Origin of the sequence: Halorubrum salipaludis (assembly GCF_002286985.1) — an archaeon.
Classification (GTDB): Archaea; Halobacteriota; Halobacteria; order Halobacteriales; family Haloferacaceae; genus Halorubrum; species Halorubrum salipaludis.
Genome location: NZ_NSKC01000002.1, coordinates 570,669 through 592,466, shown reverse-complemented (window position 1 = coordinate 592,466; position 21,798 = coordinate 570,669). Strand labels below are relative to the sequence as shown.

At 58.7% G+C, this 21,798-nt stretch carries 21 protein-coding genes and 2 pseudogenes; 7 read left to right on the top strand and 16 right to left on the bottom strand.

Features of this window, described 5'->3' with window-relative positions; all coding sequences use genetic code 11:
* The 5 genes and pseudogenes from CK500_RS17575 to CK500_RS05490 form a co-directional block, all read left to right on the top strand.
* A pseudogene (locus tag CK500_RS17575) lies at positions 1 to 242 on the top strand (IS6 family transposase); the annotation flags it as partial.
* Between the two features lie 307 nt (positions 243 to 549).
* Positions 550 to 1,032 (top strand): hypothetical protein, encoded by a 483-nt coding sequence (locus CK500_RS05510; protein WP_095636229.1) that lies wholly within the window; start codon positions 550 to 552, stop codon positions 1,030 to 1,032.
* A gap of 10 nt (positions 1,033 to 1,042) precedes the next feature.
* On the top strand, positions 1,043 to 3,100 hold the full coding sequence (locus CK500_RS16825; RefSeq protein ID WP_144049528.1) for a hypothetical protein: 2,058 nt from the start codon (positions 1,043 to 1,045) through the stop codon (positions 3,098 to 3,100).
* A 443-nt stretch (positions 3,101 to 3,543) separates the two neighbouring features.
* Positions 3,544 to 5,844, top strand: a complete 2,301-nt coding sequence (locus CK500_RS05495) for a hypothetical protein (RefSeq protein ID WP_144049527.1) — start codon at positions 3,544 to 3,546, stop codon at positions 5,842 to 5,844.
* Between the two features lie 264 nt (positions 5,845 to 6,108).
* Positions 6,109 to 7,482 (top strand): ATP-binding protein, encoded by a 1,374-nt coding sequence (locus CK500_RS05490; RefSeq protein ID WP_095636225.1) that lies wholly within the window; start codon positions 6,109 to 6,111, stop codon positions 7,480 to 7,482.
* A gap of 66 nt (positions 7,483 to 7,548) precedes the next feature.
* Here CK500_RS05490 and CK500_RS05485 read toward each other — a convergent pair whose 3' ends face one another.
* Both CK500_RS05485 and CK500_RS05480 read right to left on the bottom strand, forming a co-directional pair.
* Positions 7,549 to 8,076 (bottom strand): hypothetical protein, encoded by a 528-nt coding sequence (locus CK500_RS05485; protein WP_095636224.1) that lies wholly within the window; start codon positions 8,074 to 8,076, stop codon positions 7,549 to 7,551.
* Positions 8,073 to 8,609, bottom strand: coding sequence for a winged helix-turn-helix domain-containing protein (locus CK500_RS05480; protein ID WP_095636223.1), 537 nt, complete (start codon positions 8,607 to 8,609; stop codon positions 8,073 to 8,075). Before CK500_RS05480 ends, CK500_RS05485 begins: the two co-directional genes overlap by 4 nt.
* 312 nt (positions 8,610 to 8,921) lie before the next feature.
* Here CK500_RS05480 and CK500_RS05475 point away from each other — a divergent pair.
* Positions 8,922 to 10,077, top strand: a pseudogene (locus CK500_RS05475) (RNA-guided endonuclease InsQ/TnpB family protein); the annotation flags it as partial.
* 531 nt (positions 10,078 to 10,608) lie between these two features.
* Here CK500_RS05475 and CK500_RS17800 read toward each other — a convergent pair.
* The 13 genes from CK500_RS17800 to CK500_RS05425 all read right to left on the bottom strand — a co-directional run bounded on the left by CK500_RS17800 (position 10,609) and on the right by CK500_RS05425 (position 19,240).
* Positions 10,609 to 11,037 (bottom strand): NAD-dependent epimerase/dehydratase family protein, encoded by a 429-nt coding sequence (locus CK500_RS17800; protein WP_144049526.1) that lies wholly within the window; start codon positions 11,035 to 11,037, stop codon positions 10,609 to 10,611.
* Entirely contained in the window at positions 10,949 to 11,308 is a 360-nt protein-coding gene (locus tag CK500_RS17795) for a DUF5615 family PIN-like protein (RefSeq protein ID WP_198951499.1), read from the bottom strand. The genes CK500_RS17800 and CK500_RS17795 overlap by 89 nt, the downstream gene beginning before the upstream one ends.
* Positions 11,274 to 11,582, bottom strand: a complete 309-nt coding sequence (locus CK500_RS05465; protein ID WP_095636222.1) for a DUF433 domain-containing protein — start codon at positions 11,580 to 11,582, stop codon at positions 11,274 to 11,276. The genes CK500_RS17795 and CK500_RS05465 overlap by 35 nt, the downstream gene beginning before the upstream one ends.
* A gap of 126 nt (positions 11,583 to 11,708) precedes the next feature.
* Positions 11,709 to 12,323, bottom strand: coding sequence for a restriction endonuclease (locus CK500_RS05460; protein WP_233138840.1), 615 nt, complete (start codon positions 12,321 to 12,323; stop codon positions 11,709 to 11,711).
* A 6-nt stretch (positions 12,324 to 12,329) separates the two neighbouring features.
* Positions 12,330 to 12,938: a hypothetical protein gene (locus tag CK500_RS05455; RefSeq protein ID WP_233138892.1), complete on the bottom strand. Its 609-nt coding sequence runs from the start codon at positions 12,936 to 12,938 to the stop codon at positions 12,330 to 12,332.
* Positions 12,939 to 12,940: 2 nt separating this feature from the next.
* Positions 12,941 to 13,249: a hypothetical protein gene (locus tag CK500_RS05450; RefSeq protein WP_095636220.1), complete on the bottom strand. Its 309-nt coding sequence runs from the start codon at positions 13,247 to 13,249 to the stop codon at positions 12,941 to 12,943.
* A 526-nt stretch (positions 13,250 to 13,775) separates the two neighbouring features.
* Complete coding sequence (locus CK500_RS05445) at positions 13,776 to 14,207, bottom strand: TRAM domain-containing protein (protein WP_095636219.1); 432 nt, start codon at positions 14,205 to 14,207, stop codon at positions 13,776 to 13,778.
* A 45-nt stretch (positions 14,208 to 14,252) separates the two neighbouring features.
* The gene (locus tag CK500_RS16815; protein ID WP_144049525.1) at positions 14,253 to 14,591 is read right to left on the bottom strand and encodes a type II toxin-antitoxin system PemK/MazF family toxin; all 339 of its coding nucleotides are present in this window, start codon (positions 14,589 to 14,591) and stop codon (positions 14,253 to 14,255) included.
* Positions 14,588 to 14,953, bottom strand: a complete 366-nt coding sequence (locus CK500_RS16810; RefSeq protein ID WP_144049524.1) for a MarR family transcriptional regulator — start codon at positions 14,951 to 14,953, stop codon at positions 14,588 to 14,590. Before CK500_RS16810 ends, CK500_RS16815 begins: the two co-directional genes overlap by 4 nt.
* A 52-nt stretch (positions 14,954 to 15,005) precedes the next feature.
* Positions 15,006 to 15,668: a hypothetical protein gene (locus CK500_RS05440; RefSeq protein ID WP_095636218.1), complete on the bottom strand. Its 663-nt coding sequence runs from the start codon at positions 15,666 to 15,668 to the stop codon at positions 15,006 to 15,008.
* Positions 15,661 to 15,897, bottom strand: coding sequence for a hypothetical protein (locus CK500_RS05435; protein WP_095636217.1), 237 nt, complete (start codon positions 15,895 to 15,897; stop codon positions 15,661 to 15,663). The genes CK500_RS05440 and CK500_RS05435 overlap by 8 nt, the downstream gene beginning before the upstream one ends.
* Positions 15,894 to 18,734 carry a plasmid replication protein RepH gene (locus CK500_RS05430; RefSeq protein WP_233138831.1) on the bottom strand — a complete coding sequence of 947 codons (2,841 nt, stop codon included), beginning with the start codon at positions 18,732 to 18,734 and terminating at the stop codon, positions 15,894 to 15,896. The genes CK500_RS05435 and CK500_RS05430 overlap by 4 nt, the downstream gene beginning before the upstream one ends.
* Positions 18,735 to 18,766: 32 nt before the next feature.
* Entirely contained in the window at positions 18,767 to 19,240 is a 474-nt protein-coding gene (locus tag CK500_RS05425; RefSeq protein ID WP_095636216.1) for a hypothetical protein, read from the bottom strand.
* A gap of 739 nt (positions 19,241 to 19,979) precedes the next feature.
* On the opposite strand from CK500_RS05425, the gene CK500_RS05415 reads away from it, so the two are divergent.
* A complete protein-coding gene (locus CK500_RS05415; protein ID WP_233138824.1) occupies positions 19,980 to 20,249 on the top strand; it encodes a helix-turn-helix domain-containing protein in 270 nt (89 codons plus the stop codon).
* A gap of 497 nt (positions 20,250 to 20,746) precedes the next feature.
* On the opposite strand, the gene aglF is transcribed toward CK500_RS05415, so the two are convergent.
* Positions 20,747 to 21,526, bottom strand: coding sequence for a UTP--glucose-1-phosphate uridylyltransferase AglF (gene aglF, locus CK500_RS05410; protein ID WP_095636214.1), 780 nt, complete (start codon positions 21,524 to 21,526; stop codon positions 20,747 to 20,749).
* Positions 21,527 to 21,798: the final 272 nt, after the last annotated feature.

Here is a 21,798-nt window from a genome sequence, read left to right as displayed (position 1 = left end):
ATCAGCTCGATAATGTGGAATTTCTCGTCGATGACGCAGACTATCTCGGATCCGTTCTCGCTGAAGACGGCTATCGATTTCAAGTCATTCAACATGGAAATCGGAATGCCATCGAACGTGTCTTTTGGGAAATAGAACGACGAACATCATCGTTTGCGGATAGTTTCAGCAATGTCGCTCTAGAGACAGCCCAAAACTGGCTTGAAGCCGTCGCCGTCTACCACAATTCACGTCAAACTTAACGCGACCTTTGTTCAGGCTTTTGAACTGAAATATCCCAGAAACGATCCGCATCCATTTCCGCTATATCTCTACTCATATTCATCAGAAATCTATTATGTAGTATATAATTGTTTATAAACTCTTTTCGGTAGCGAATTTTTGAACCGCCGTCAGAGATACGACCAACTCCCTCCCCTCCGGATGGTATACTGGATGAAACGGAAACCAACCGACGACCTATCGGCCACCACGCACAGACTGTCTCGACCGAACGGCGGTCGGAACCAACCACACCTGCATGCGCCCCTTTGTCCGGGGTATATCCGGGTGGAAACAGAGACGACGGTCGAAAATCACGCGATCAACAGAGACGCCCACGAGGAAGTACTCGCGCTCGTGACTGAGTCTGATATCGAACGGGTCGAGCCTTGCTGTCTGGACATGCTCACCGCGGCTACGGTCGCAGACTCTCTCAAAACGCACCCGGCAGGACTCGAAACGGAAGTCCGGATTCATTATGCCGAGTACGGCCTCCTCCGGCAACTTCCGATCGTCGAGGTCTCTCGTTCACCGCACCCCTGCGACGAGCGGGCCGTCGAACAATTTGTGGAGGCCTTCACAACGTCAACAGCGGGCGAATCAATTCGGAATGCGGAGCTGGCGGACATGTTCAACCGCTGGTACCGGAACCTGACCGGCGAGTCGATCGCCCTCACCTGGATCGGCCGGCTGCTCTCGATATGCGACATCGAGTCGGACCGGCATGGGCTCGTCGACCGGACGTGGGTCACAGGAGTGCGTCCGGAGTAACCAGCCTCCCATGACACATTTCCCAAACGAACGGCGAGACGCCCGCTATGAACGGGGCGACGCGCTCGAAATTACGCCGCCTGGGCTGACCGAGCGGCGGTATCAGCTTGAGCGGACGTTCGGCGACGAGTGTGCAGCGGCGCTTGATGCGGCGGTGGATCGTGGTGATTCGTTCGAGACGCTCGTCGTGACCCAAGACGGCTACACCCAAGTGGTGTTTACTGACCCAGCTGCTCAACAGCCGAATACATCCGCTGTCCTCGATCGACTCGCTGTCGAGCTCGAAGCGAGGCTTCCGGACTGGATCGGCCTTGCGCGCGGGCCGTATGATCTTAGCGCTCTCGGAACGGCCCCCCTGCCAACCGCGCGCGTCGTTCGCGACGCGGGAGCGACGGGATCACTTGGGAATCTGTTCCGAGCGGTCGTGGAGGCTAACGACTCGCATGCTGTCGGGACAGTGGGCCAGCTGTTGTGCTCACGCCGGCGTGACGGCCGGTTTACCGGCGTCTGTCGAGTTGCGAGTGATTCATTCCGCGCAGCACCGCTCGGCCGGCGAGCACTCACCGCAGCCGTCACAGAACCCGCGAGAGATGCGCTCGCGACGGAACTTCCTGCGGGGTACCGGTCGAGTCGAGCACTGGTACAGTCGTACTGGGAGACCCGTCAGTCGCCGCTTCGCTCGCTGAGCGAGACCGCTGTCTTACATGTCCGGAAGGCGGGACAGCTACCCCAAGGCGAGCTCGAAGAGTTCGTACAGGCGTCGCCGACGGCGCGGCGTGCACTGACGCTCGCTTCTGGAACCCGAGCGTACGACAACCTCCTCTCTGGGCGACGCGACCCGGCGCTGTACGATCCGCTCGATGTTGAGCCCACACTGACGGTGTCGACGTCGACGCTGGCAGACCTGCTTGCGGTCGTGCCACTGTATACGGGAACGCCGATCCGTGGTGGCGGCGCGCGCTCTGTCCCGGCGTTCGAGCCGGTCGAGACGCTCCGTGAGGCCGTCGCCTCGCCGCCGCGCTCGAAGCGGCCGACTCAGAGCCGATCGGCGCCGCCGGCCTCGCTGCGCGCGTGGGTCGAGCAGTGGTGTCGTGAACAGACACCGACCGTCACACCCGTCGAGGATCGCTCCCGTGGCTCCCCGCATCTTCGGGGCAGTCCCTACGGGGAGGCCGCGCCGGTGGTGATCGTCGACCCGTCGGCTTCACCTGCCGACCCGGCCGTCTCGACGGCGGGTGAACTCCTCATGGTCGCGAACCGCGCGGTCCGAGCCGGAGAGCAGCTCCTCGTCGTCACCCCGTCGCCGTCGGCGGCAGCGTGGGCCGGCCAGGTGCTTGCGGTTCCGTATGACCGCGTCCTCGAAACCGGCCACACCGTCTTGTACACGGTTCCGGATCTGATTCCGGACGGCACTGGCGGGGTGTTCGTCCGGTCTCAGTCGAGCCCGACGCCGACCTGGCAGGTGAGCCCCGAGAGCACCAAGCGACTGGTCTCCGGAGGCGAGGTTTTGGCGGAGGGGTCGCTCTCGACACCGCTGACGGAGCTCTCGTTTGTGCTTCCACGATTCCCCGGTGATGGCGACCAGATCCGCGTCTCGCGGCCGGACGGGCGGACGGACACCTTCGACTCGGTAGCTGAGTGTACCGAGGAGTATGTGGGTGTCTCACGCCCAGTGGGGTCGGTCTGGCCGACGTTCCGCGGCCTTGTCACCGTCAGCTACCGAGACGGCCACCGGCTCTACGCACACCGGCCGGACACCCAGTGGTCACAGTCGACCGCGCCCGCCACGGATCTGCAAACGGCGATCCAGACGTTCGTCTCCACCTACACGGTCCAGAGTACGGGCACGGGCGCTACACAGTTCAACCAGGTCCTAGACGGCTGGCTCCACGACCAAATCGACTGTCAGATGCCCCCAGAGGCGATGCTGGCCCTCCGGCTGCCAGCGCGAATCTCACCGAGAACGGGCCCGGCCGGGGACATCACGGCACTCAACGGCCGCGACTGGCGCGTCCCGATGGGGGGCTGCTCGCTAGATCGCGTGAATGCCCGTACTGACGCGCTGTAATCTCATGAATACCCAACCACACCCATGACACGAAACCAAACACGTTCGATGCGCGCTCCGGACCGAGCGTACAACACCCATCGAATACACTGCGATTCCAGGCGAGCGGGTCTGATCCGGCTCATCATTGCTGGCAAGCGTGCCCAGTCGGGCTGGCCGGTGACGATCGTGGTGGCTGATAGCCACAAAGAACTGCTGACGGCGATCTCCGCACGTGATCCACCCGACGTCTGGCGTCAGTCTCACTTCGACTGTCAGGGGCCACCACGAGCGCCAATCCGGTGCCAACTGCCACCGCGTATTGTGCGAAGACAATCGACACGGACGAACGACTTGGGCTTCAGGCCTGTGACTGGCAAGTTCCAGTACTGGAACAGTCACTGGTCTGGGCCCACGGCGAGACCGACGCCGTCTAACTTCGGTTCATAAGCAACGTACCACACATGTCAACAGAAATTCCCCCATCAGTTCGGGGCCCGTATGTCCGGGAAGCTGACCGGCCGTCCCAGAGCGGGCCAGGCCGGATAGCAGCGATCCGACTCGTCTTTGATGGGCAGAATAATCCAGCAGACCGCCCGCAGACGACGATCCCGCTCGATGGCGTTCGCGAAAAACTCTCCACCGATATTACAGCGCTCGACGCTGTCGAGTTCAAAATCACCCCTGGTGAATCCCAACAGGAGCACTTTTTCATCGGGTACACAGATGACCGAAATCACAAGCGAGCCCGACAGAAGGCGCTGGGCGCTGGCCGCGATCTTAACGGATGGGCCGAGACTGCTGATGCAGTCCCAACCACCACTGGACGGGCACCGGCCACGATCGCTGAGAAAATGCGGCGTATTATTGAAGAGAATACACCGGCGAGTATCAAGGCACAGATCGTCGATCTCGACTTGACACCGCTCGGACTGTTACCACGACCAACGTCGCGACTCCTCTTGACAGAGAATGTCAGCTTCACGCGTATCGATGTCTCACAGCGGAGTGCGATGTATGAGCTGGTCACGACGCTGAATGACCGCGGCGTCCCCTATGATTGTAGCACCATTACGACGCACGTCGCAGACGGGAAATCATATGATTATCTTGGAACATCTCGACTCGTCGTCTTCGGCACTGGAAACGGCATCATCAGGGAGGCCGATATTGAGACGTTCGCTGAAACGGTCGACCCAGACTTCCGGCTGAGTTCGTATTTCGACAATAAAGACATCATCGACAACTTCGACCTACCAGTTGAATCGCACCGCAGAAATGCTCGTGATGCGGCATATGCTCAGCCCATTGAGTTACTCGGCGAGATGAGCGGCCGGAAAACAACAGCCCGAGAGCTAAAATCAGGGCTGTCCGAGTACCATGCGCTACTGAACGCCCGGATGAATCCTGACTCGCGGTACCGAGAGCTGTTCAACTGCTACGGTGTCTTCCGGATGGATAAACGCGATCTGCTTCACTTTCACGTCGCCATCCCGGAGTTCTTCGAGCATTCGTTGTGGGATGGATCCGCAACCGCAGCCGCCCACGGCATAACTGTCCACAAACTCGGCGATCGCGCAGCGAGTACGCGACAGAGCTACGGCACCGAACACCCAGACGACCCGAAACGCGAACTCGAGAATACGCACGAAGAGTCCGAGCCGCACCAAGAGCTAGTCTCCGAGTGGGTCTCGTATCTCCTCCGAAACGGACACAAGATACTCGCAATCGACCAGCTGGATGTCGATCACAACTTCGAGGGAACCGATCCAACTCAACAAACGGTGTTTGACGACGAATCGCGTCCAGACATCGTCAGCAAATACAACGGCCAGATCTACTGTCACGAAATCGAGATCGAAAACGACACGAAACCATCGCAACTGCTGACGAATCTCGCTCGTGGCGCCCACGCGGGGTATCCCGTCGTCATCGTCACCGCGTCAGAAAAAAGCGCCAGGCGAAAATTCGAGAATCTCAACGATGCGACCAGAATGGGACCACTTCCGGAGCCCATCAAGGATGCCGACGACAAGGGCGTCATTGAATATAATCTCGACGCTGTCGTCACCCCGGAAGAGGGTGTCACGCACGTCTTGCCTGACGGAGTCACTGAGGCACGATGGCGTCACCTCCCTGAAGATATTCGAGAGCTACTCGTCAATGGCACGGTCGTCGCGTCAGGGCCCGCTGCGGCAAGTGTGGATACATATGCGTATGACCTCCCACGGGTCCGCAAGCATGGGTCATCCTACGTGCTCGAGTCGTCGAACGGCGAGGTCATTCGTGAACAGCCGACAAAGCGGGCCGCAATTGGCGACCGCACCAAGGTTCGAAAGCCGTTCCCACTGACTCACTGGCACTACTTGTCGAATACGACGGTTCACTACCAGTCGGGCAACGAGTTCATCGAGTACGAGTACACCCCGTCGTGGGCAACCCGGTACCGGAAGAGCCACGCAGGACGCTATGAGGCGGCCGTCAAGTCGTTCCTCGAGCAGGTAACGGTCGAGTCTCCTGGGGATTCGATTTCGATGACGCTGCTCCGGTCGCGGTTCCTTGAGTGGTATCGAGCCCAAACCGACCTCAAAGAGCCGAGCGAAACGTGGTTCGGACGAGCGGTAAACGCCTGTTCTGACTCCTTTGAGATCGACGCCTCGGACACCCGTAACAAGCGGCTTGAGAATCGACGGCTCATCTTCACGGAGGAGGTGTACTCACCGGACCTCGCGTTCATCGATGGTGATGAAGTAGACGAGGAATGACGCTCTCCCGCTGGACCACGCCAACTGGTCCTTCGGGACTGTGGTGTGAGCAGTCAGAACTCGGAGAGTTCTGACGACACCCTCACCAAAGCCGCACCAGCGGCTGAGTAGACGAAGTAGTTCACGCTACTGTACCGATGACTGTGAGCACGTCGCCGCCGAACGTCGAGCGTGGAGCCGGAAGTCACTGGCCAAGGCACGTGGTTGCTCGCTGCGTCTCACCCGAACACCTATTATGAACGCGATCATATTATCGCACACATAATGATCAACAGAGAGAATGAACTGGAGTGGCTTACGTCTCACCTTTCTCAGGAGGACCGACAGCTTCTCGTCCTCTATGGTCGCCGACGAGTCGGCAAAACCACGCTGGTGACCACTGCACTCAAGAATCTGAACGTGACGTCGATATACTATCTGTGTGACCAGCGTGGCTCGCGTCACAACGCGCGGCGTTTTGCGGTCCAGTGTGCCGAAGCGTTTGATGACGTTTCCCCAGATGTGGACGATTTCGCAGAGGCGTTTCAATATCTCGCGGATCGCGTCAACGGACCGTGCGTTATTGCACTAGACGAGTTTTCGTACCTCGTTGCAGATGATGAGACCATCCCGTCGGTGTTTCAGACGATCGTCGACGACGTCCTCGCTGAGACGGAGATCTCGCTCGTGCTGTTGGGATCGTCGATCTCGATGATGGAAGAGGGCGTATTGAGCTACGAGAGCCCACTGTACGGTCGCCGTACCGGACAGTGGGAGCTTGCGCCGTTGTCGTTCACAGACGTCCGTGCATTCTTTCCGAACGACGACATACAGACGCAGATCCAGATCTACAGTGTTTTGGGAGGTGTTCCTGCGTATCTCGAGCAGTTCGATACAGATCGGAGCCTCTTCGAGAACATCGAGCAGGCCATTCTCTCAAAAGGCGCGTTTCTCTATGAGGAGCCAGAATTCCTGCTTCGACAGGAGCTTCGTGAGCCTGCGACCTACATGGCGATCCTCGAAGCAATCGCCGGTGGTGCGACCCGCGTCACCGAGATCGCTACCGAGATCGACAAGGATGCAAGCAGTCTCTCCCGGTATCTCAAGAACCTCACACAGTTAGCGATCCTCGAGCAGGAGCACCCAGTTACAGATCCGGACGGTCGTGGACTCTATCACCTGACCGATGATTTCCTTCGGTTCTGGTTCCGGTACGTGGCACCGAATCAGGGAACGCTCGAGCAGGGACAGACCGAACCGGTCCGGGCGGCAATCGCCGAGACACTCCCGACACATACGAGTCGAACCTTCGAGACCGTGTGTCAACAGGCGGTTCAGACGTCTGCGTTTCCTGTGTCCTGCTCGCGTGTCGGTCGCTGGTGGTATGACGGTGAGGAGATCGATGTTGTCGGACTCAACCAACACACGGACACGCTGTTGCTCGGCGAGTGTAAGTGGACGTCAACGCCCGTCGGTCGCTCGTTATTCGATGAGCTCACAGCACTCGAGTCAGCGGTTCGATGGCACGGCGACGATCGGGACGTGAAGTATGTCCTCTTTTCGCGTGCCGGGTTCAACGACGAGCTGTGGGCCGTCGCCGACGAGCATCCCACGTTGTACCTGTATGGGTTGAACGAGCTCACTTCCCTGTTCGAGTGAACCACAATATCCCTACCCAGCGGCGCGGTGCCGTGGGAACCCTCGCGCTTCAGCACAGGGAGGATGTCAACGGAATTCGTCGGCCGTGATCGTTTCGAGAAATTCGACGCTGACGTACCGAAATTCGATACGGTCGCTGAAGCCATGTCGCGGCAGGAGCGTTTCGGCCGCGTTTCCTGCCGGTTTGTCGGTCGTCAAGAGAACAACACGGTCTGTCTCCCCAGTGTCGAGTAGTTGGACAGCGAGTCCAACGAGCGCTGTATCCGCTTTCTCGATGCGATCTTCGTCACGGTCGGTCTCGTTAGCGATGAATCGGCGTGCGTCATCCATCACCGTCGACACGAGCGGATTGGTGTAGTCCAACTCGTCGGCGACGACGATCCATCCTTCCTCGAATCCGTCGGGGTGATGAATGTTCCCCGATGGGTACTCGTCGGCTGCTGGATCGCCTCCGAGTTCCTCGTAGACGTGCTGTGGAATGTGCAACGAGATATCTGTCTGTTGAAGTGCTCGCCGAAGCCGCTGAAACTTGTCCTTATCCGGGCCACCACACCGAACAAAGACCCCAGTATCGGCGACGTACACCGTCCTCATACCGCAGCGTCGGCGTACTCTTTGGCGACTGGTTCGAGCGCCTGGAGGATGATCTCAGCCTCAAGCGGAGAGAGATCGAGTTCACGGGCCGCAATCCGATGGTTGACCGTTCCATCGACGTATTCGTTGGCGTATTCGAGGGCGACAGCAAGGCCATCGAGGCCGTGGCGCTCGATGTAGACGTCAATGTCTTCGTTTTCATCGCGACGGGCAACAGCAGCGATGAGCGCCGGCGTAATTGTCTGGGTTTCGCCATCGGTCGAGAGCGTGAGCGAGAGAGATTCAGCGTCGTATTTAGACGGACGCTGGTCACGGGTTTTCTCCACTACGCCAGCTGCTTCGAGTTTCTGGACGTAGTCGTAGGCCGTCCCCTGCGGGATGTCCAACTCGTCGACGATATCAGCGACTGTTAGTGGTCCATCTTGGAGGACGTGGGCGTATATCCGAGCGAGCGCGGGTGTTTCGAGCAGGTCGACGACCGTCTGGAGCTGCTGGATGGGGGGTTGACCAGACCGGGGTGGAGATTGTGCCATCTTAGTTATGAATTATAGATAATTCGTAATAAGGTTTCCGACGGCCAACGTATTCTCGCCGCTTGTCCTATAGCCGAGCCACTTGTCACTCCTGTGAACTGCCTCGGGGTCAAGCCCCGAGGCTTCTTCCTGCGGCTTAGCGCAACACTCCCGTGCCACTCTCGGTCTGGTGACCTCCAGCGAGTGACGGGGTCGCAGTCGGGCGGTCCACACGCCCCGATGCCCCTCGTCTCACCTGCTGGAATCCCGGCAGGGTCTTGAGAAGAGGCACATTTCTATTTTCCTTTGACATCCACTTCTTCGCAATACTGATGCCAGCTCGCCACCGACATGGCGTGGAGCAAGTGTAACGCCAAGAGCGACGTACAGCCCCTCGCCTACGACGACGTGCGTGAGCAAACCGACCTCGGGAGTCAGCACGCGATTCTCGCCACTCACCAAGCCGCACAAGCCATCACCGGCTGTATCGAACGCCGCTCGAACGGTAAGAAGGTCAGCAAGCCGACGTTCACCGCACCCACGGTGAAGTACGACACCCGGACGATGACGCTGTTCGATGACTACACAGTTTCTCTCTCTACCACGAAGAGTCGCATCCGGTGTTCGCTCGCTCTTCCCGATGCCGACGATGGCTACCAACGACAGTACCTCGACTCCGAGCAGTGGAGCGTTACGGAAAGTACGCTCACCGCCCGCGACGGCGACTACTTCTTGCACATCGGTTTCCGCCGACACAAGACCGATGCCGAACGGAACACCGCCGAGGACGGAACGGTCCTCGGGATTGACCTCGGTATCGAAAACCTCGCCGTCACCAGCACAGCCTACTTCTTTAGCGGGCGAGAGTTAACCCACGACCTCCGCGAGTTCGAGAAGGTACGCGCCGGACTCCAGCAGACCGGAACCCGAAGCGCCCACCGAACGCTCGAACAGTCGAGTGGCCGTGAGCTTCGGTACATCCGCGACGTACTCCACCGGGCGTCGAACGCCATCGTAGACGAAGCACTCCGCTACGACTGTGACATCATCGCGTTTGAGAACCTAACTGACATCCGCGAGCAAACCGGCGCATCGTGGGGGGCATAAGTGGGCGTTCCGAACGCTGTACGAATACGTCGAGTACAAAGCCGAACCGGTCGGGATCTCGGTGAAGCAAGTCGGCTCGGCGTACACGTCACAGCGGTGTTCCGAATGCGGATTCACGGCGGACGAGAATCGCCCGGCTCGGAACGACTTCCGATGTGTGAAATGCGATTCGGAGGCGAACGCGGATTACAACGCGGCGAAGAACATTGGTATGCGGTACGTCCGCCGAGGCCAACAGTCGTCTCGGCGGACGGGCAACAGTCAGCTTGCCCTAAAGTCTGGAACAGTGACACCGAGTGGCGGATTTACCGCCCACCCGGGAGGGTTCGAGGTCGAGGACACGGACAAGCCCCACCCTCAACGAGCGAAGTCATCAGACTGAGCGAAGTAGGGTGGGGTAGTTGACAGGTGGGTTGCAGGGTCAAAAACAAACCCTGGTGCTAATTGGAACACATTTGAAGTCGTAGTCGCTGTCGTACGCGCTGACGTACTTTCCGTTCCCCGTCCGATCCGGCACGTAACACGGCCCTTGTCCCCTACCGACGAATACCGGCGACTCGATGTCGCGATCGCTGTGTCGTCTCAACAGATCCGGAATCCGATCTCGAAGCTCACTCACGCGTGGTTCTCGGCGCGTGTGTTACGTTCCGGTGGGCGGTCGGTGCTCGGTCAGCGGTGGAAGCGAATCTTTGGCGAGATCGTCGATCCCCTTGATGCTCCGTAACCAGTTCATCCGGCAGCTCGTCAGGCCTGAGCCGTTATCGACAACGTACCACGAATGCCGCCACTGTGGATATAGCGTGGAGGGGACTACCGACGAGTATCTGAAGTGTGGGTCTCACAAGATTGCAGCCTCCGATCCCAAGTGATCGCTGCATAGCTCACAGTTGGTATGGGGTTCAAACCTTATGTATCATTTAGGTACTGAATGGCTCCGATTGTCACATAAGGTATGGACAGCCATCAGTACTGACGGCATCGTGAATCGCCTCGGTGACTTCGAGATTCGTCTTTTCGGCGTGACTCTCGATGGTGTAGATCTCACAGATATCGTCTTTCCGACAAACGGGATCGATCGCGGCACAGTGTCCGCGACGTAGATCCACTCGCGGACGTTCAGGCCGTTGCCGTAGACAGGAAGCGATTTGCCGGCGATGGCGTTTGTGATGAACTTCGGCATGAGCTGTTCAAGCTTTGGCGCGGCCCGAAGTTGTTCGAGAGACGCGTCAATACGCTCGCGTCCAATGAGGTGCTCAGAAGCTAGACAGCCAAATCGGATCTGCGTCTGTCGGGTCGAACGCGAGGAGTTCGATTCGAGCGACAGCGGCCCGTACCTCGCCACCCGTCATATCCTGCGGAGCAACGAACACCGGGGCTGGAACGTCCTGATGACCGAAATCCTTCACGTCAGTCGAGAGTACTGCAAGCCCATTTTCTTCCGCGTATTCGAGGATCGCCGCGTCAGAAGCAGATGGGCCGAGCGCCCCCACGTTCCGACTGTACGAAACGTCGTGTCCGTCGCCCCGGAGCGCAGAAACATACGCTCTGGGACGTTCTCGTCGGCCAAGATCCGCACTGCTAGTCCGCCTCTTCTGCTGATTCGCCCCGGTCATTGGCGAGGCCGAGTCGTTCCCGGGTCCGCTGCTCGCCGTCCCGCCGCCGTCGTTCGGCGTCTCGTTCGTGTGCTTGGAACTCCTCGCGATGGTCGTAGTAGTACGAGAGCGCGTAGAAGACGTCACTCACGGAGAGATCGTATTCGCCAGCGACGACGTGGGGGTCATCGTCGTTGTCCACGACGCGACGCTTAATATCAAGGACCGTGATCCGCGTCCCTTCAATACGCGGGGACCCCGACCGAGTGTCCTGATCGCTGACGATGGTCGTCATGCTGAATCGTAGGTTGGGACACGTCTTAGCCCTTGGCAGGCGGGCTCACCGAGTTGAAACAGCCTGGCAAACGATCGCCGAGAACAGACGCGACGATCGAGTTTCCCGTCGTAGCTTTGGATGGTGTCATCGACGGCAGGACGCGGCTGTGCCCACCCACCCGAAGTCGTAGTCGCTGTCGTACGTATCGACGTACGCTCCGTTGCCCGTCCGGTCGAGGACGTAACACGGGTCTCGACCAACACTGAAGAACACCGGTGACTCGACGTCGAGATCGGTGTGTCGTCCCAACAGATCCGGCATCCTATCTCGAAGTTGGCTCACGCGTGGTTCCCGGCGGGTGCGGAACGTGCCCGTGAGTGGTCGATGTTCGGTCAGCGGTGGGAGTGAGTCTTTGGTGAGGTCACCGATGGTGAGGATGCGGACGTCGAGGCGTTGCGCGAGCGACCATGCTGGGGTGGTGACGCCCCAGGCGACGACCAAGACGGGCATTGCCCGAGCGAGCAGCGCTCGATGCGAGATGGATGCGACGGCCTCACGGCCGACAAGCGTCGTCTGCCAGTCTTTGCATTCGGCGACGATGAAGTCGTCTGGCTCATCGCGTGGGGGGACTCGTCGGGCGATCACGTCGGTTTCGAGCCCGAAGAGATACTCATTGCGAACTGTGTGATAGCCCCACGCTTCGAGGGCTTCAGCGACCGTCTTCTCGAGCCACCGCCCGTTTGTCGGATCGTGATTCAAAAGTATTCATGGAAGTAGATTGTTTGGGAGATACTGCGAGCAATCGACCGGAATCGCTGCCCATGCCACCTGAATCGCTTGATACCCTGTCCAGGCTTCCCCGCGAAGCATCTCGCCACAGGCCTGACAAAACTCCGCTACAGTACACTTCCCTTCGTCTAGTAATAGATACAGCAAAAACGTGGGAGCAACCGCCTTCCCAGTTGTCTCTTCGGTGTCAGCGAATACTCGATTAATCGCCCGACGGCCGTGTTTGTCCATCACAATAGCGAACCGATACAGCTCGGTATGCTGTTCGATTTCAATCTCTACGGACTTCTCCCCAGCATCCTCTCCATGCGGACGAGGAACACACGGAACCGTGGTGAACGACGTATCCTCGTCGTCGAACGGCTCAAGTGCCCGCTTGCTCCCATCGTGAACCCACCGCTCTCTCGTCCCTTCAGGCGCGTACTCAGACATCTCCCGAACGTGGCGCTTGAGTTCGTGAGAACAGACGTTCGTCGTCGTCAGCTGAAGATTCTCCGTAATTCGAGACCAGAGACCCGTGTTCGCGACAGCGATCAGTGCATCTGTATCAACGATAACTGGATGGCGAATAGCATCATCCACCATCTTCACTGCTGGAACACGCCACTCGTATCAAGCTCCGCAGCCTCCTCAAAGGCCTCCCGCTCCCGCTTAATTTCTTCTAAGGAATCACCAAGAAGGATCTCTGCAACTTCTTCAGAAAGCTCTCCTTGCTTGTATTGTTGGTGGAGGGTGATCTTCTCCTCGTCCGAGAGGACTTCTCGGAGCTTCTCTTGAAGGCCCTGTCGAGCAAGCTCACTAATGTTGATCCCACCAAGACGCATCTGATCGACAATTTGAGTCGCCTTCTTCTCGGTTTCCCCCCGGAACTGGATTTTGTCGTTGTTTGTGGCCATCTTACTCTATCTTTTCTTCCTACCGTAATATGTGTTGTGACGCGTCATCCATGTCAGTACAAGTTCTCGCGTCACGAGTCGACTGAAACGGCCTGCGATCATGGCCCGGCTGCCGACAAGTCGACACCGGCTACACCGGAAGATACTGACGGCAGTACGCGACACGACGTGGCTGAGAAGACTGACGCGGAGGCTGACGGAACCGAGCCATGCCACGGTGTCGATCCAGATCTCAACCCGGAGACGGTCAGTATCGAGTACACCCCGAGCAGCGGTGACTGTCGTCGAATTCGGTTCGTCGACCGAGACGACGGTCCCGGCTGGTGGCCACTCGAGGACGCATGGACCTGCCAGCGCTGGCGGCCGGTTGGTCGAGAGCCTGTCACGGAGGTCGATATCACGACCTGCTGAGTTCGGGCCCTCAAACGTGTTAACCAACATAGTTAGTGGCTACGCGCCGAGTGTTGGTTAACGCGCGTGGGCCTCAGACACTTCCGCGAACTCCCACTAAGCGCGGGAGACGGGCCTACAGCCCCCGTGAGTCGGATTCGACGATACTGGCAAACGCGACGTTTTCTTGGACTTGCTCGATCTCAACCGTCGGCTCATCACCTGGTTGTCCGCCGGGGACGATCACGACATATCCCCGTTCAACCTTCGCGATACCATCGCCTTGATCCCCGGTCGTTTCGATCGTCACGTCGCGTACTTCACCTTCATCCACAGGCGGCCCTTCTGAAGGCGACGTCGACTCTTGAGTAGTTGCTTGGTGTTGTTCGTGCTGGTTCGTATTGGCTGTCGAGGGTTGCGACGCGAGGATTGCGATACGATACGTTTTGTCTGCAGACAGCGCATCATGCTCAATCTCAGTTGCCGGGATATCCACGACATATGAGCCATCACGTTCTTCGATTTGAGCACTAAACAGAGAACGAAGCGAGTCTGAGATATCAGTCATTGAACATCAATAGTTAGGCTACACAGAGTACGTAAATCCCGCGTGTTACGCCCCGATCATCGCTGCCACGGCTTTTGCGACCTTATCCGTCGCAACAGTCGTCAACGCACCTTTTGGCCGATTCACGTTTGCGTGTTTGATTGTGAATACATACCACGGCGAGGCATAGCTCTCTTCACCAGGATCACCCACATCCCATGCTTCTTCATGAAGTTCCACCGCAGGCGGGCGGTTCGTTCGTGTGAGCCCAACGACCGCATATTCTGTTCCGTGGAACGGATGGGAGGTGTCACTCAAGATCAAAAAAGGTCGTTCCTTTGGACGACGTTTGAATGGAGCCGGATGCCAGACGACATCCCCTCGTGCAAACGCTTCCTCGCTCATCGATGCTCCCGCGGATCGACATCAGTCTGCTCCCAGCCACTGAAGTCATCATCCTCGTATCGCTCTTCAAACGCTTGCATACTGTACATTGTCGCCCCCATCGCTGCGATTCGATCATCATCTCCGATCGACCAGTATGGTGGTTCATGTTCTACGAGGCCCTGTTCTTCTAATCGAGCAAGCGTCGGATTGAGACTGCCACGGGGAATATCAACTTCGTCAGCAATCTCCGCTGGCTTAAATCCGAGGTCAGGATACTCTGCTAAGAACGAAAGAATCTCGTAAGCGTTTGATCCCGGATCTATCGCGAGTGTTTCATCGCTCTCCCGATCTCGTCTGTATTCGTCGAATTCAACAGGCATATTCGAATGTATGTGTTATATCCTTTTGTATCTACTGTATCGACAGGTGAACTCACCCGAAGTCGTAGTCGCTGTCGTACGCGTTGACGTACGCATCGTTTCCCGTTCGATCAGGTACGTAACACGGGCCTCGCCCAGCACCGACGAACACTGGCGACTCGATGTCGAGGGCACTCAATCGTCGCAACAGATCTGGCATCCCGTCTCGAAGCTCGCTCACACAGGGTTCTCTGCGCGTGCGGAGGGTTCCGGTGGGTGGCCGGTGTTCGGTCAGGGGTGGAAGCGATCCCTTGGTGAGATCACCGATAGTGAGGATCCGGACGTCGAGCTGTTGAGCGAGACACCATGCAGGCGTGGTGACACCCCAGGCGACGACTAAGACAGGCATTGCCCGAGCGAGCAGTGCTCGATGCGAAATGGATGCGACGGCATCACGCCCGACAAGGGTTGATTGCCAGTCTTTACACTCGGCGACGATGAAATCGTCCGGCTCATCGCGTGGGGAGATTCGTCGCGCGATCACGTCGGTTTCGAGCCCGAAGAGGTACTCGTTGCGGGCCGTGCGGTAGCCCCACTCTTCGAGCGCCGTGGCGACCTCCTTCTCGAGCCAGCGCCCGTTCGTGGGGTCGTGATCGGCTGCAGGAGCGTGATCAGCCTCGTCGAGATTGGTCCCGACGGGGATCCGTGTATGGGGATCGTCGTTGGAGTCACTCATCGGCTGATCCCTCCTGGCAGGCCGTGACCGCATCTTCGAGTGCAGTCGCGACAGCGTGGGCGTCTTCAGGCGTGAGATCCGCGTACGTGATCCCCCACGGACCGCCGAAGCTGAGCGTGATCGTGTCGTCGTCGAGTTCGTCCGTACTCACTTGGATGGAGCCCGTCGCTTGAGTGACCGGCTGATCGCGGGTTACCTTTGTTTCGAGATCGATCCTCGGGGTGGTCATTGCGTCTCGCCCCGCCATGTCGTGGAGCGCGGTGGTGTGCTGGACGGTTCGGTCAGTCGGTGGTGTGAGTTTCCCATTGTGTGGTCGATTGGATGGTCTCTGAGCGATACGTCGTGATCGTGGTGAGAGACGTTCCCTACCGGCTGTCTGGGCAGGTGTCGGTTCACTGGATCTGTGATCTCTCTCATCGTCTGTGGAGATGGCGTAGACAGGGTTGTCTGAGCGCGCGTGGTGCGTCGTCGTGTCGACACATCCGAGTGAGTACTGACGACGCGGTACGGGGAATGTGGCTGTGCTCCCAGCAGAGTGAGACTCGTGTTGACTCCTGTTCGGGCAGATGCGATCGCGTCTGCGGTGGTCCACCGTCGGTGGCCGTCCACCTGGACGGCACGGACACGGTCGAGCGCACGGACATCTATGAGTCGACGGTCGTAGCTGCTCGCGGAGATGCCGGCGCGCTCGATCAATTCGGCGCGGCCCAGCGGTCGATCGGCTCGGAGCAGCGAGGCATACAGTTTCGTCGCTGTCGGCGTGAGATCGGGCCGGAAGCGTGTGGCCGGCAAGGTTGCGGCCGCGCGTTCGACATCGGCCGGCGTCGGCGTGTGTGACTCTTTCAGTGCGCGCAGGAGGATTTCTACGACGTCGTACGGACACGCTCTCCGTGGGGTGTCCGCCGGGCCGAACGAGCGGAGACAGAGCCGCACGAGTTGCTGTGTCTCGCGGGGTGTCCACTGGATGTCGTGGGTCATCGCAACCCCGTCGATCACCCGTCGGATGGACGGGTAGGTGGTGCCGTCGACGACGGGAATCTCAAGGGTGGGTGCAGTTTCGGTTCCGTCGGCGATCGCCTCACGCACGGTGGCGAGTTCCTCTCTGAGGGTCGTGGTGATATCGTCCTGCAGCGCGGTGGCTGTCGGGCCAGCCACCACCCACGACATCGTGAGATCCAGTTGTGTGTCGGGTTTGGCTTCGTAGGGAAGCCGTCGGCACAGCTTTGCGGGCCGATCTTCGAACAGTAGCCGGTATCCGGAGTGGATCCCGTAGACGGACTGTTTGGGGACTGTCTTGGCGAGGAACTCACAGAGGTTTTTCAGTCGGGTGGCGTTGCGCGCGAGCGTGGCGGTCTCAGGAATTCTGAGCGTGGTCGTGAGATCGATCCCGACCGCGTGATACAGCTGGGTTGCGGAGGCGACGAGCCCGTGGAGATCCGCGAAGAGTTCGCTGCGGGCAGTTGCGTTGTCGCTCGTCGCAAGTTTGGCTACACGAGACAAGAGGCGATCCCGGACGGTTGTGATCCGCCCGCGCCACGCCTCGTAGGTAGTATCGGCGTCGCGACACCACCCGATTTGGCGGCCACGACGGAGCACGCGACCGACTGAGTACTCAGCGGTGTCGTCGTTAAGGTTCTCGAACTCGTGGCCCAATCGACTGGGGGTGAGAACTTCGGAGAGTGCTTTGTCGCTCAGTAAGGCTCCCGCGAGACGTCCCAGGGTGGCTAAGGGCCCGCCCCACTGGAGGACGACGAGCAGTTCGTCACAACGGTGACTGAGGTACGCAACACGGCCGTCCTCAAAGGCCGATGGATGGTCGTCGACGAGCGTGATGGCGTCGTCATGGGCGACGGTGGCGAATCGCTCGTGGAGCCGGCTATCGGGAGCGGTGTCAGGGTCGGTGAGCCACTGGATGTAGTCGGCACCTGTGTCTGGATTGCCGGTCGCTGCAACCCACTCGTCTGGGGGTATCGTCTCCGGAGCCCCCACCCGCTGGGTGGACACTGTACTTGTGAAGTCCTGAGGGGTTGCGGTAAGACGCTCGTCGAGACGGCGCTGATCCGGGTGGACGAGGCCGTAGTCGTCGTCGAGACACGCTGTGACGGCCTGCTTACCCAGATCAGTGAGCTGGACCGCGTGCTGCTGACCGCGGCGGTCAACGGTGACCAGCCCACGTGTCTCGAGATCGAGGACGTACCGGTTGACGGTCCCTGCTGCGATATCGATCGCATTGTCAGCGGTGAGCTCGTCGTACCGGCGGGCGTGCGTCGTCGTGAGATTCCCGAGCAACCGGCGTTTCCCTGGCTCGGTGTCAAGATCACGGATGGCGTTCCATGCGGCATCAATAGTTTGTGCGTGGTGGGTGGTGCTTTGGTGGGACCGCTCCCGGCTCTCAGTAAGATCGAGGTGACACTCCGTCCATCGTGGATACCGCTTTGACAGGTGTCGCTGGAGTGCGGGTGAGACGACGAGTCGAACGTCGAACCCATCGGCAAGCACGGCGATCGCCGCGAGTGCGCGGACACCTGTGCGGCGGTCTTCCAAGTTGGTCCACGCCTCGCCGTCCAACTGGAGTGTGAGTACAGTGGGCTGAGCGTCGAGTTCACGATGGAGTGCGACCGGGCCCTTCGCGAGTGCGCCGAGGCTGGCGTTCACCGAGCCACGGCCCGTGCCGATTGCGGTGACGGTCTTGGTCAGGTCTGTCTGGCGCTGTTGGTGGAACGACGAGAGATTCTCTGTGTCAGTGTCGTAGGTGAGCGCACGCATGGTGATCGCGCGGATGTACGCGACGGCTTCGGCCATATCGTCGTTCCACGTGTGGTCTGTGTCGGTCCATCCTGGGTGAATGCGAGTGAGAAGCTTTGAGCTCGTCTGCCACGGATCCTCCGTGGTGGTGTGGTGGATGATGCGTTCAGTCTGCGGCGTGAGATCATCGAGGAGCCGGGGCACCCACTCGGTCAGACGGGGAGACACCGCGGGACAGCTGATTCCGTCGGTGGGAACGCCTGTTGCGTGGCTGGCGAGCCGAACCCCTCGGCTAGAGGTCGCAGGGTGGTGTGACTGCATCAGTAATCACCAGGGGGTGAGGGTCTGGTGGATCACTGTGCTCCCTCGTGGGACGCCCCGCCATCAGAACGAGCGCGCTCGCGGACGACACTGAGTAGTGAGGGTGGCTCTTCTGGTGGTGAGTGGGTCGGGTCTCGTGGGGTTGGCGCGTCCGCGTGGACGTGAGAGGTTGCAGTCGATGTGGGGCTCGTGGCGACGGCAGTCGGATCGAGGAGGACGAACGTCGTCGATTGGGTATGGGAGTCCGTACACGACCCAACGTGACCCGTGAGGACATATTCGTGAACACCGCGGGTGAAGACGGTCGGGTGTTCATGGATATCCGCCCCGCACATGATGTAGCCGATCGCGTACGCGGGCTCGCCTGCAGCCCGGTAGGCGTAGGCGGTGATGTCGTCGCTCTCGTTGAGAGAGTGGCCACAGACTTGGCAGATCGGGTGGCGAGTGTCCAGCGAGATGCGCGCGAGTTGCTGGCGATTCGGGAGTTTGTCGGTGGGGAGGATCATTTTGGTTCTTCCTCGCTGGTGGTGAGGGTGCCAGCTTGCCACGCTTGCCGCGTTGAAAGCGCACGTCGGCCCGACTCTGTAAGTTGGTACGTTGTCGTATCGTACGTCGCGACGAATTCGCGTTCGATGAGCTCCTCGAGTGTGTCACAGGTTTGGCTGTAATCGATGCCATCGCTGTAGTAGTCGGTGAGTGCATAGTGGAGTGAGTGGGGTTGACAGGGACCAGTCTGTGCGAGTACCCAGAGTAGGTCACGGTGTACGGCTGAGAGATCAGCGACTGAGGGAGTCGTGTCGCATTCAGAGTGGGGACTAGTCACTGTAACCCCTCTCGGATGTTTCCGTCGGAGTTGCGCGTCGAAGCGCACGTTGTACAGATCGGGGCGTCTAAGGTAGCGTCGTACCCGTCGGCCTCGGTGATACAGAGAGTAAAGGCAGTACTGTTCGACTCGGTGATCGTCTCGCAGGGCTTAAGCCCCGCAGTTGCCAGCATTAGCATGGTTCTGTGAGTGGACACAGAACCCGTCCCGGCTGGGTGTTGTAGCACCGCAACCGGGATTTCTACACTTTCTCATGAGCCGAGGGTTCGTCGCTCGGGTTCTGTGTGAAAACAACTATCCCCTAGTAACATATAATTAACGGAAGTGTATTAAATAAGCTCTAATTAGCTCATATGTGCTAACCGTCCGTAATATAGACCAAGATGGTGAATACGTGCTCAATGAGACATTCAGGTAAGTGGATGACTTCCGTTGATGATCGGATTTTAGAATTTCTCCACGAGAAGAAACCAACAACACCTACAAAAATGACTACAAAAGCATCTTTACCCTACTCTCGACAGCACGTCGATAGAAGATGTAAGAAACTGGATGAAGAGGGGCTTGTTGAAAGCTTGGGGAACGGAGTCTATATGATTACTGAGGACGGTGAGGCATATCTCGAAGGTCGTTTAGACACAGAGACTTGGGAGTATATTGACAGAGAACATCCCCCTGAAGAAGATTGTTGATCTAGCTCTCCATGGAGAGTAGAAATAGAAACTGCCGGGTAACTGATCTAACGACCAGATCCTAGTCTCACCAGTTTACAACCGAATCGAAGTAGGATTCCGATCTTTTGAGTACGAAGACAGCTAGAGGGTCACGGCAGGCAAGGTACGATAAACTGCTTACCAATGCTTCACTAGTACCGGGTTGCGCCATCGTAACTGCGTACAACATTTTGTCCCGCTGGCACGGGACATAACCTCGTTTCGTCTGTTCTCTCCGAGCCATCCCGTTCACAGTCGACTGCGAGTCTCTTTCAGCACGCTATCTCATTGTCACGCATCTTCGTCTCCGTCGCTGAACTCGCCTCCACCGGCCGGCTACAGGCAGACAAAATGTACACTCTCAATGCCGGGGTCGCAATCGCAGTCAATAGACGACGGATAATACGAGGTATAACCCGTAATCGCACGCGTATCGTAAAACCACGTCGGCCGGATCGACTACCTGCTCCACCGAACTACGAGTCGACGACAGCCTCGCTCGCATCTTCCTCGTCCGCGTCCTCCGTGTCGCTCGCGGCATCAGCAATTTCGTCAAGTCGCTCCTCGGCACGGTCGCGGTCCTCGGGGTACCCCACGTCGATACGCCAGCCATCGAGGCGAATCGCGTCGATTGTGCGTCCGGACTGGATGAGCAGATCGATCGCGTCCGGGAGCTCGTACTCACCGCGATCAGAGGGTTGGACGAGATGGCAGGCGTGGAAGATCGCGGGGGTGAACGTGTAGAAGCCGGTCATCACGAGATTGCTCGGCGGGTCGTCGGGCTTCTCGACGACTTCGACGACTTCGCCGTACTCGTTGGTGTCGAGGACGCCGTACCGAGAGGCCTCCTCGTAAGGAACTTCCTCGACGAGGAACGCGGCGTCGGCGCGATCCTCTTGCTGGCGGTTCACCACGTCGCTAAGGTTCCCGCGGAACACGTTGTCGCCGAGCATCAGCATGAAGTCGCCGTCGATGTGGGGTTCCGCTTGGAGGATAGCGTGGGCGAGGCCGAGTTGTTCGCGCTGGTGCGTGTACGTGATCGGAACGCCTTGATACTCGTCCCCGTACCGATCAATAATCTGCTCGGCTTTGTAGCCGACGACGACGACGAGTTCGGTCGCACCTGCGTCGATCAGGTTGTTGAATACGTCCTGAATGAGGGGCATGCCGTTCACCTCGACAAGTACCTTCGGCTTGTCGTCTGTGAGAGGTCGGAGACGAGTGCCCTTGCCAGCGGCGAGTACAACTGCTTGCATGGGTAGGCGGTGTCGGTGAGGTGGGAAATAGTTTGTGAGAAACCATCAGATACGGTATAATTTGTCCAGTATATCCTGTGGTTAGCCTAATTCGATGGCTGGCACTCATTCATGGCTCAAATTGAGGGTAACGTATGGATCCGACCCATTAGTTAAACAAACCGGGAAGCCGATCGTCAGGTCAAACAATATCGGAGTAATGGGAATTGCTTTGAAAATTGAGTTCTGTTAGGTTTATCCGGGAAATCCCAGAGAAAGTGTCTGAGGATTAG

What these genes read in the sequence shown, in the direction of transcription:
- CK500_RS05440 (WP_095636218.1), bottom strand. Translation starts at nt 15,668, where the DNA reads ATGAGTGACTCCAACGACGATCCCCATACACGGATCCCCGTCGGGACC.
- CK500_RS05495 (WP_144049527.1), top strand. Translation starts at nt 3,544, where the DNA reads ATGTCAACAGAAATTCCCCCATCAGTTCGGGGCCCGTATGTCCGGGAA.
- CK500_RS05445 (WP_095636219.1), bottom strand. Translation starts at nt 14,207, where the DNA reads ATGACTGATATCTCAGACTCGCTTCGTTCTCTGTTTAGTGCTCAAATC.
- CK500_RS16815 (WP_144049525.1), bottom strand. Translation starts at nt 14,591, where the DNA reads ATGAGCGAGGAAGCGTTTGCACGAGGGGATGTCGTCTGGCATCCGGCT.
- CK500_RS05480 (WP_095636223.1), bottom strand. Translation starts at nt 8,609, where the DNA reads ATGGCACAATCTCCACCCCGGTCTGGTCAACCCCCCATCCAGCAGCTC.
- CK500_RS05430 (WP_233138831.1), bottom strand. Translation starts at nt 18,734, where the DNA reads ATGCAGTCACACCACCCTGCGACCTCTAGCCGAGGGGTTCGGCTCGCC.
- CK500_RS05450 (WP_095636220.1), bottom strand. Translation starts at nt 13,249, where the DNA reads ATGGCCACAAACAACGACAAAATCCAGTTCCGGGGGGAAACCGAGAAG.
- CK500_RS05435 (WP_095636217.1), bottom strand. Translation starts at nt 15,897, where the DNA reads ATGACCACCCCGAGGATCGATCTCGAAACAAAGGTAACCCGCGATCAG.
- CK500_RS05485 (WP_095636224.1), bottom strand. Translation starts at nt 8,076, where the DNA reads ATGAGGACGGTGTACGTCGCCGATACTGGGGTCTTTGTTCGGTGTGGT.
- CK500_RS05490 (WP_095636225.1), top strand. Translation starts at nt 6,109, where the DNA reads ATGATCAACAGAGAGAATGAACTGGAGTGGCTTACGTCTCACCTTTCT.
- aglF (WP_095636214.1), bottom strand. Translation starts at nt 21,526, where the DNA reads ATGCAAGCAGTTGTACTCGCCGCTGGCAAGGGCACTCGTCTCCGACCT.
- CK500_RS16825 (WP_144049528.1), top strand. Translation starts at nt 1,043, where the DNA reads ATGACACATTTCCCAAACGAACGGCGAGACGCCCGCTATGAACGGGGC.
- CK500_RS05455 (WP_233138892.1), bottom strand. Translation starts at nt 12,938, where the DNA reads ATGGTGGATGATGCTATTCGCCATCCAGTTATCGTTGATACAGATGCA.
- CK500_RS05465 (WP_095636222.1), bottom strand. Translation starts at nt 11,582, where the DNA reads ATGACGACCATCGTCAGCGATCAGGACACTCGGTCGGGGTCCCCGCGT.
- CK500_RS05425 (WP_095636216.1), bottom strand. Translation starts at nt 19,240, where the DNA reads ATGATCCTCCCCACCGACAAACTCCCGAATCGCCAGCAACTCGCGCGC.
- CK500_RS17795 (WP_198951499.1), bottom strand. Translation starts at nt 11,308, where the DNA reads ATGACCGGGGCGAATCAGCAGAAGAGGCGGACTAGCAGTGCGGATCTT.
- CK500_RS05415 (WP_233138824.1), top strand. Translation starts at nt 19,980, where the DNA reads ATGACTTCCGTTGATGATCGGATTTTAGAATTTCTCCACGAGAAGAAA.
- CK500_RS16810 (WP_144049524.1), bottom strand. Translation starts at nt 14,953, where the DNA reads ATGCCTGTTGAATTCGACGAATACAGACGAGATCGGGAGAGCGATGAA.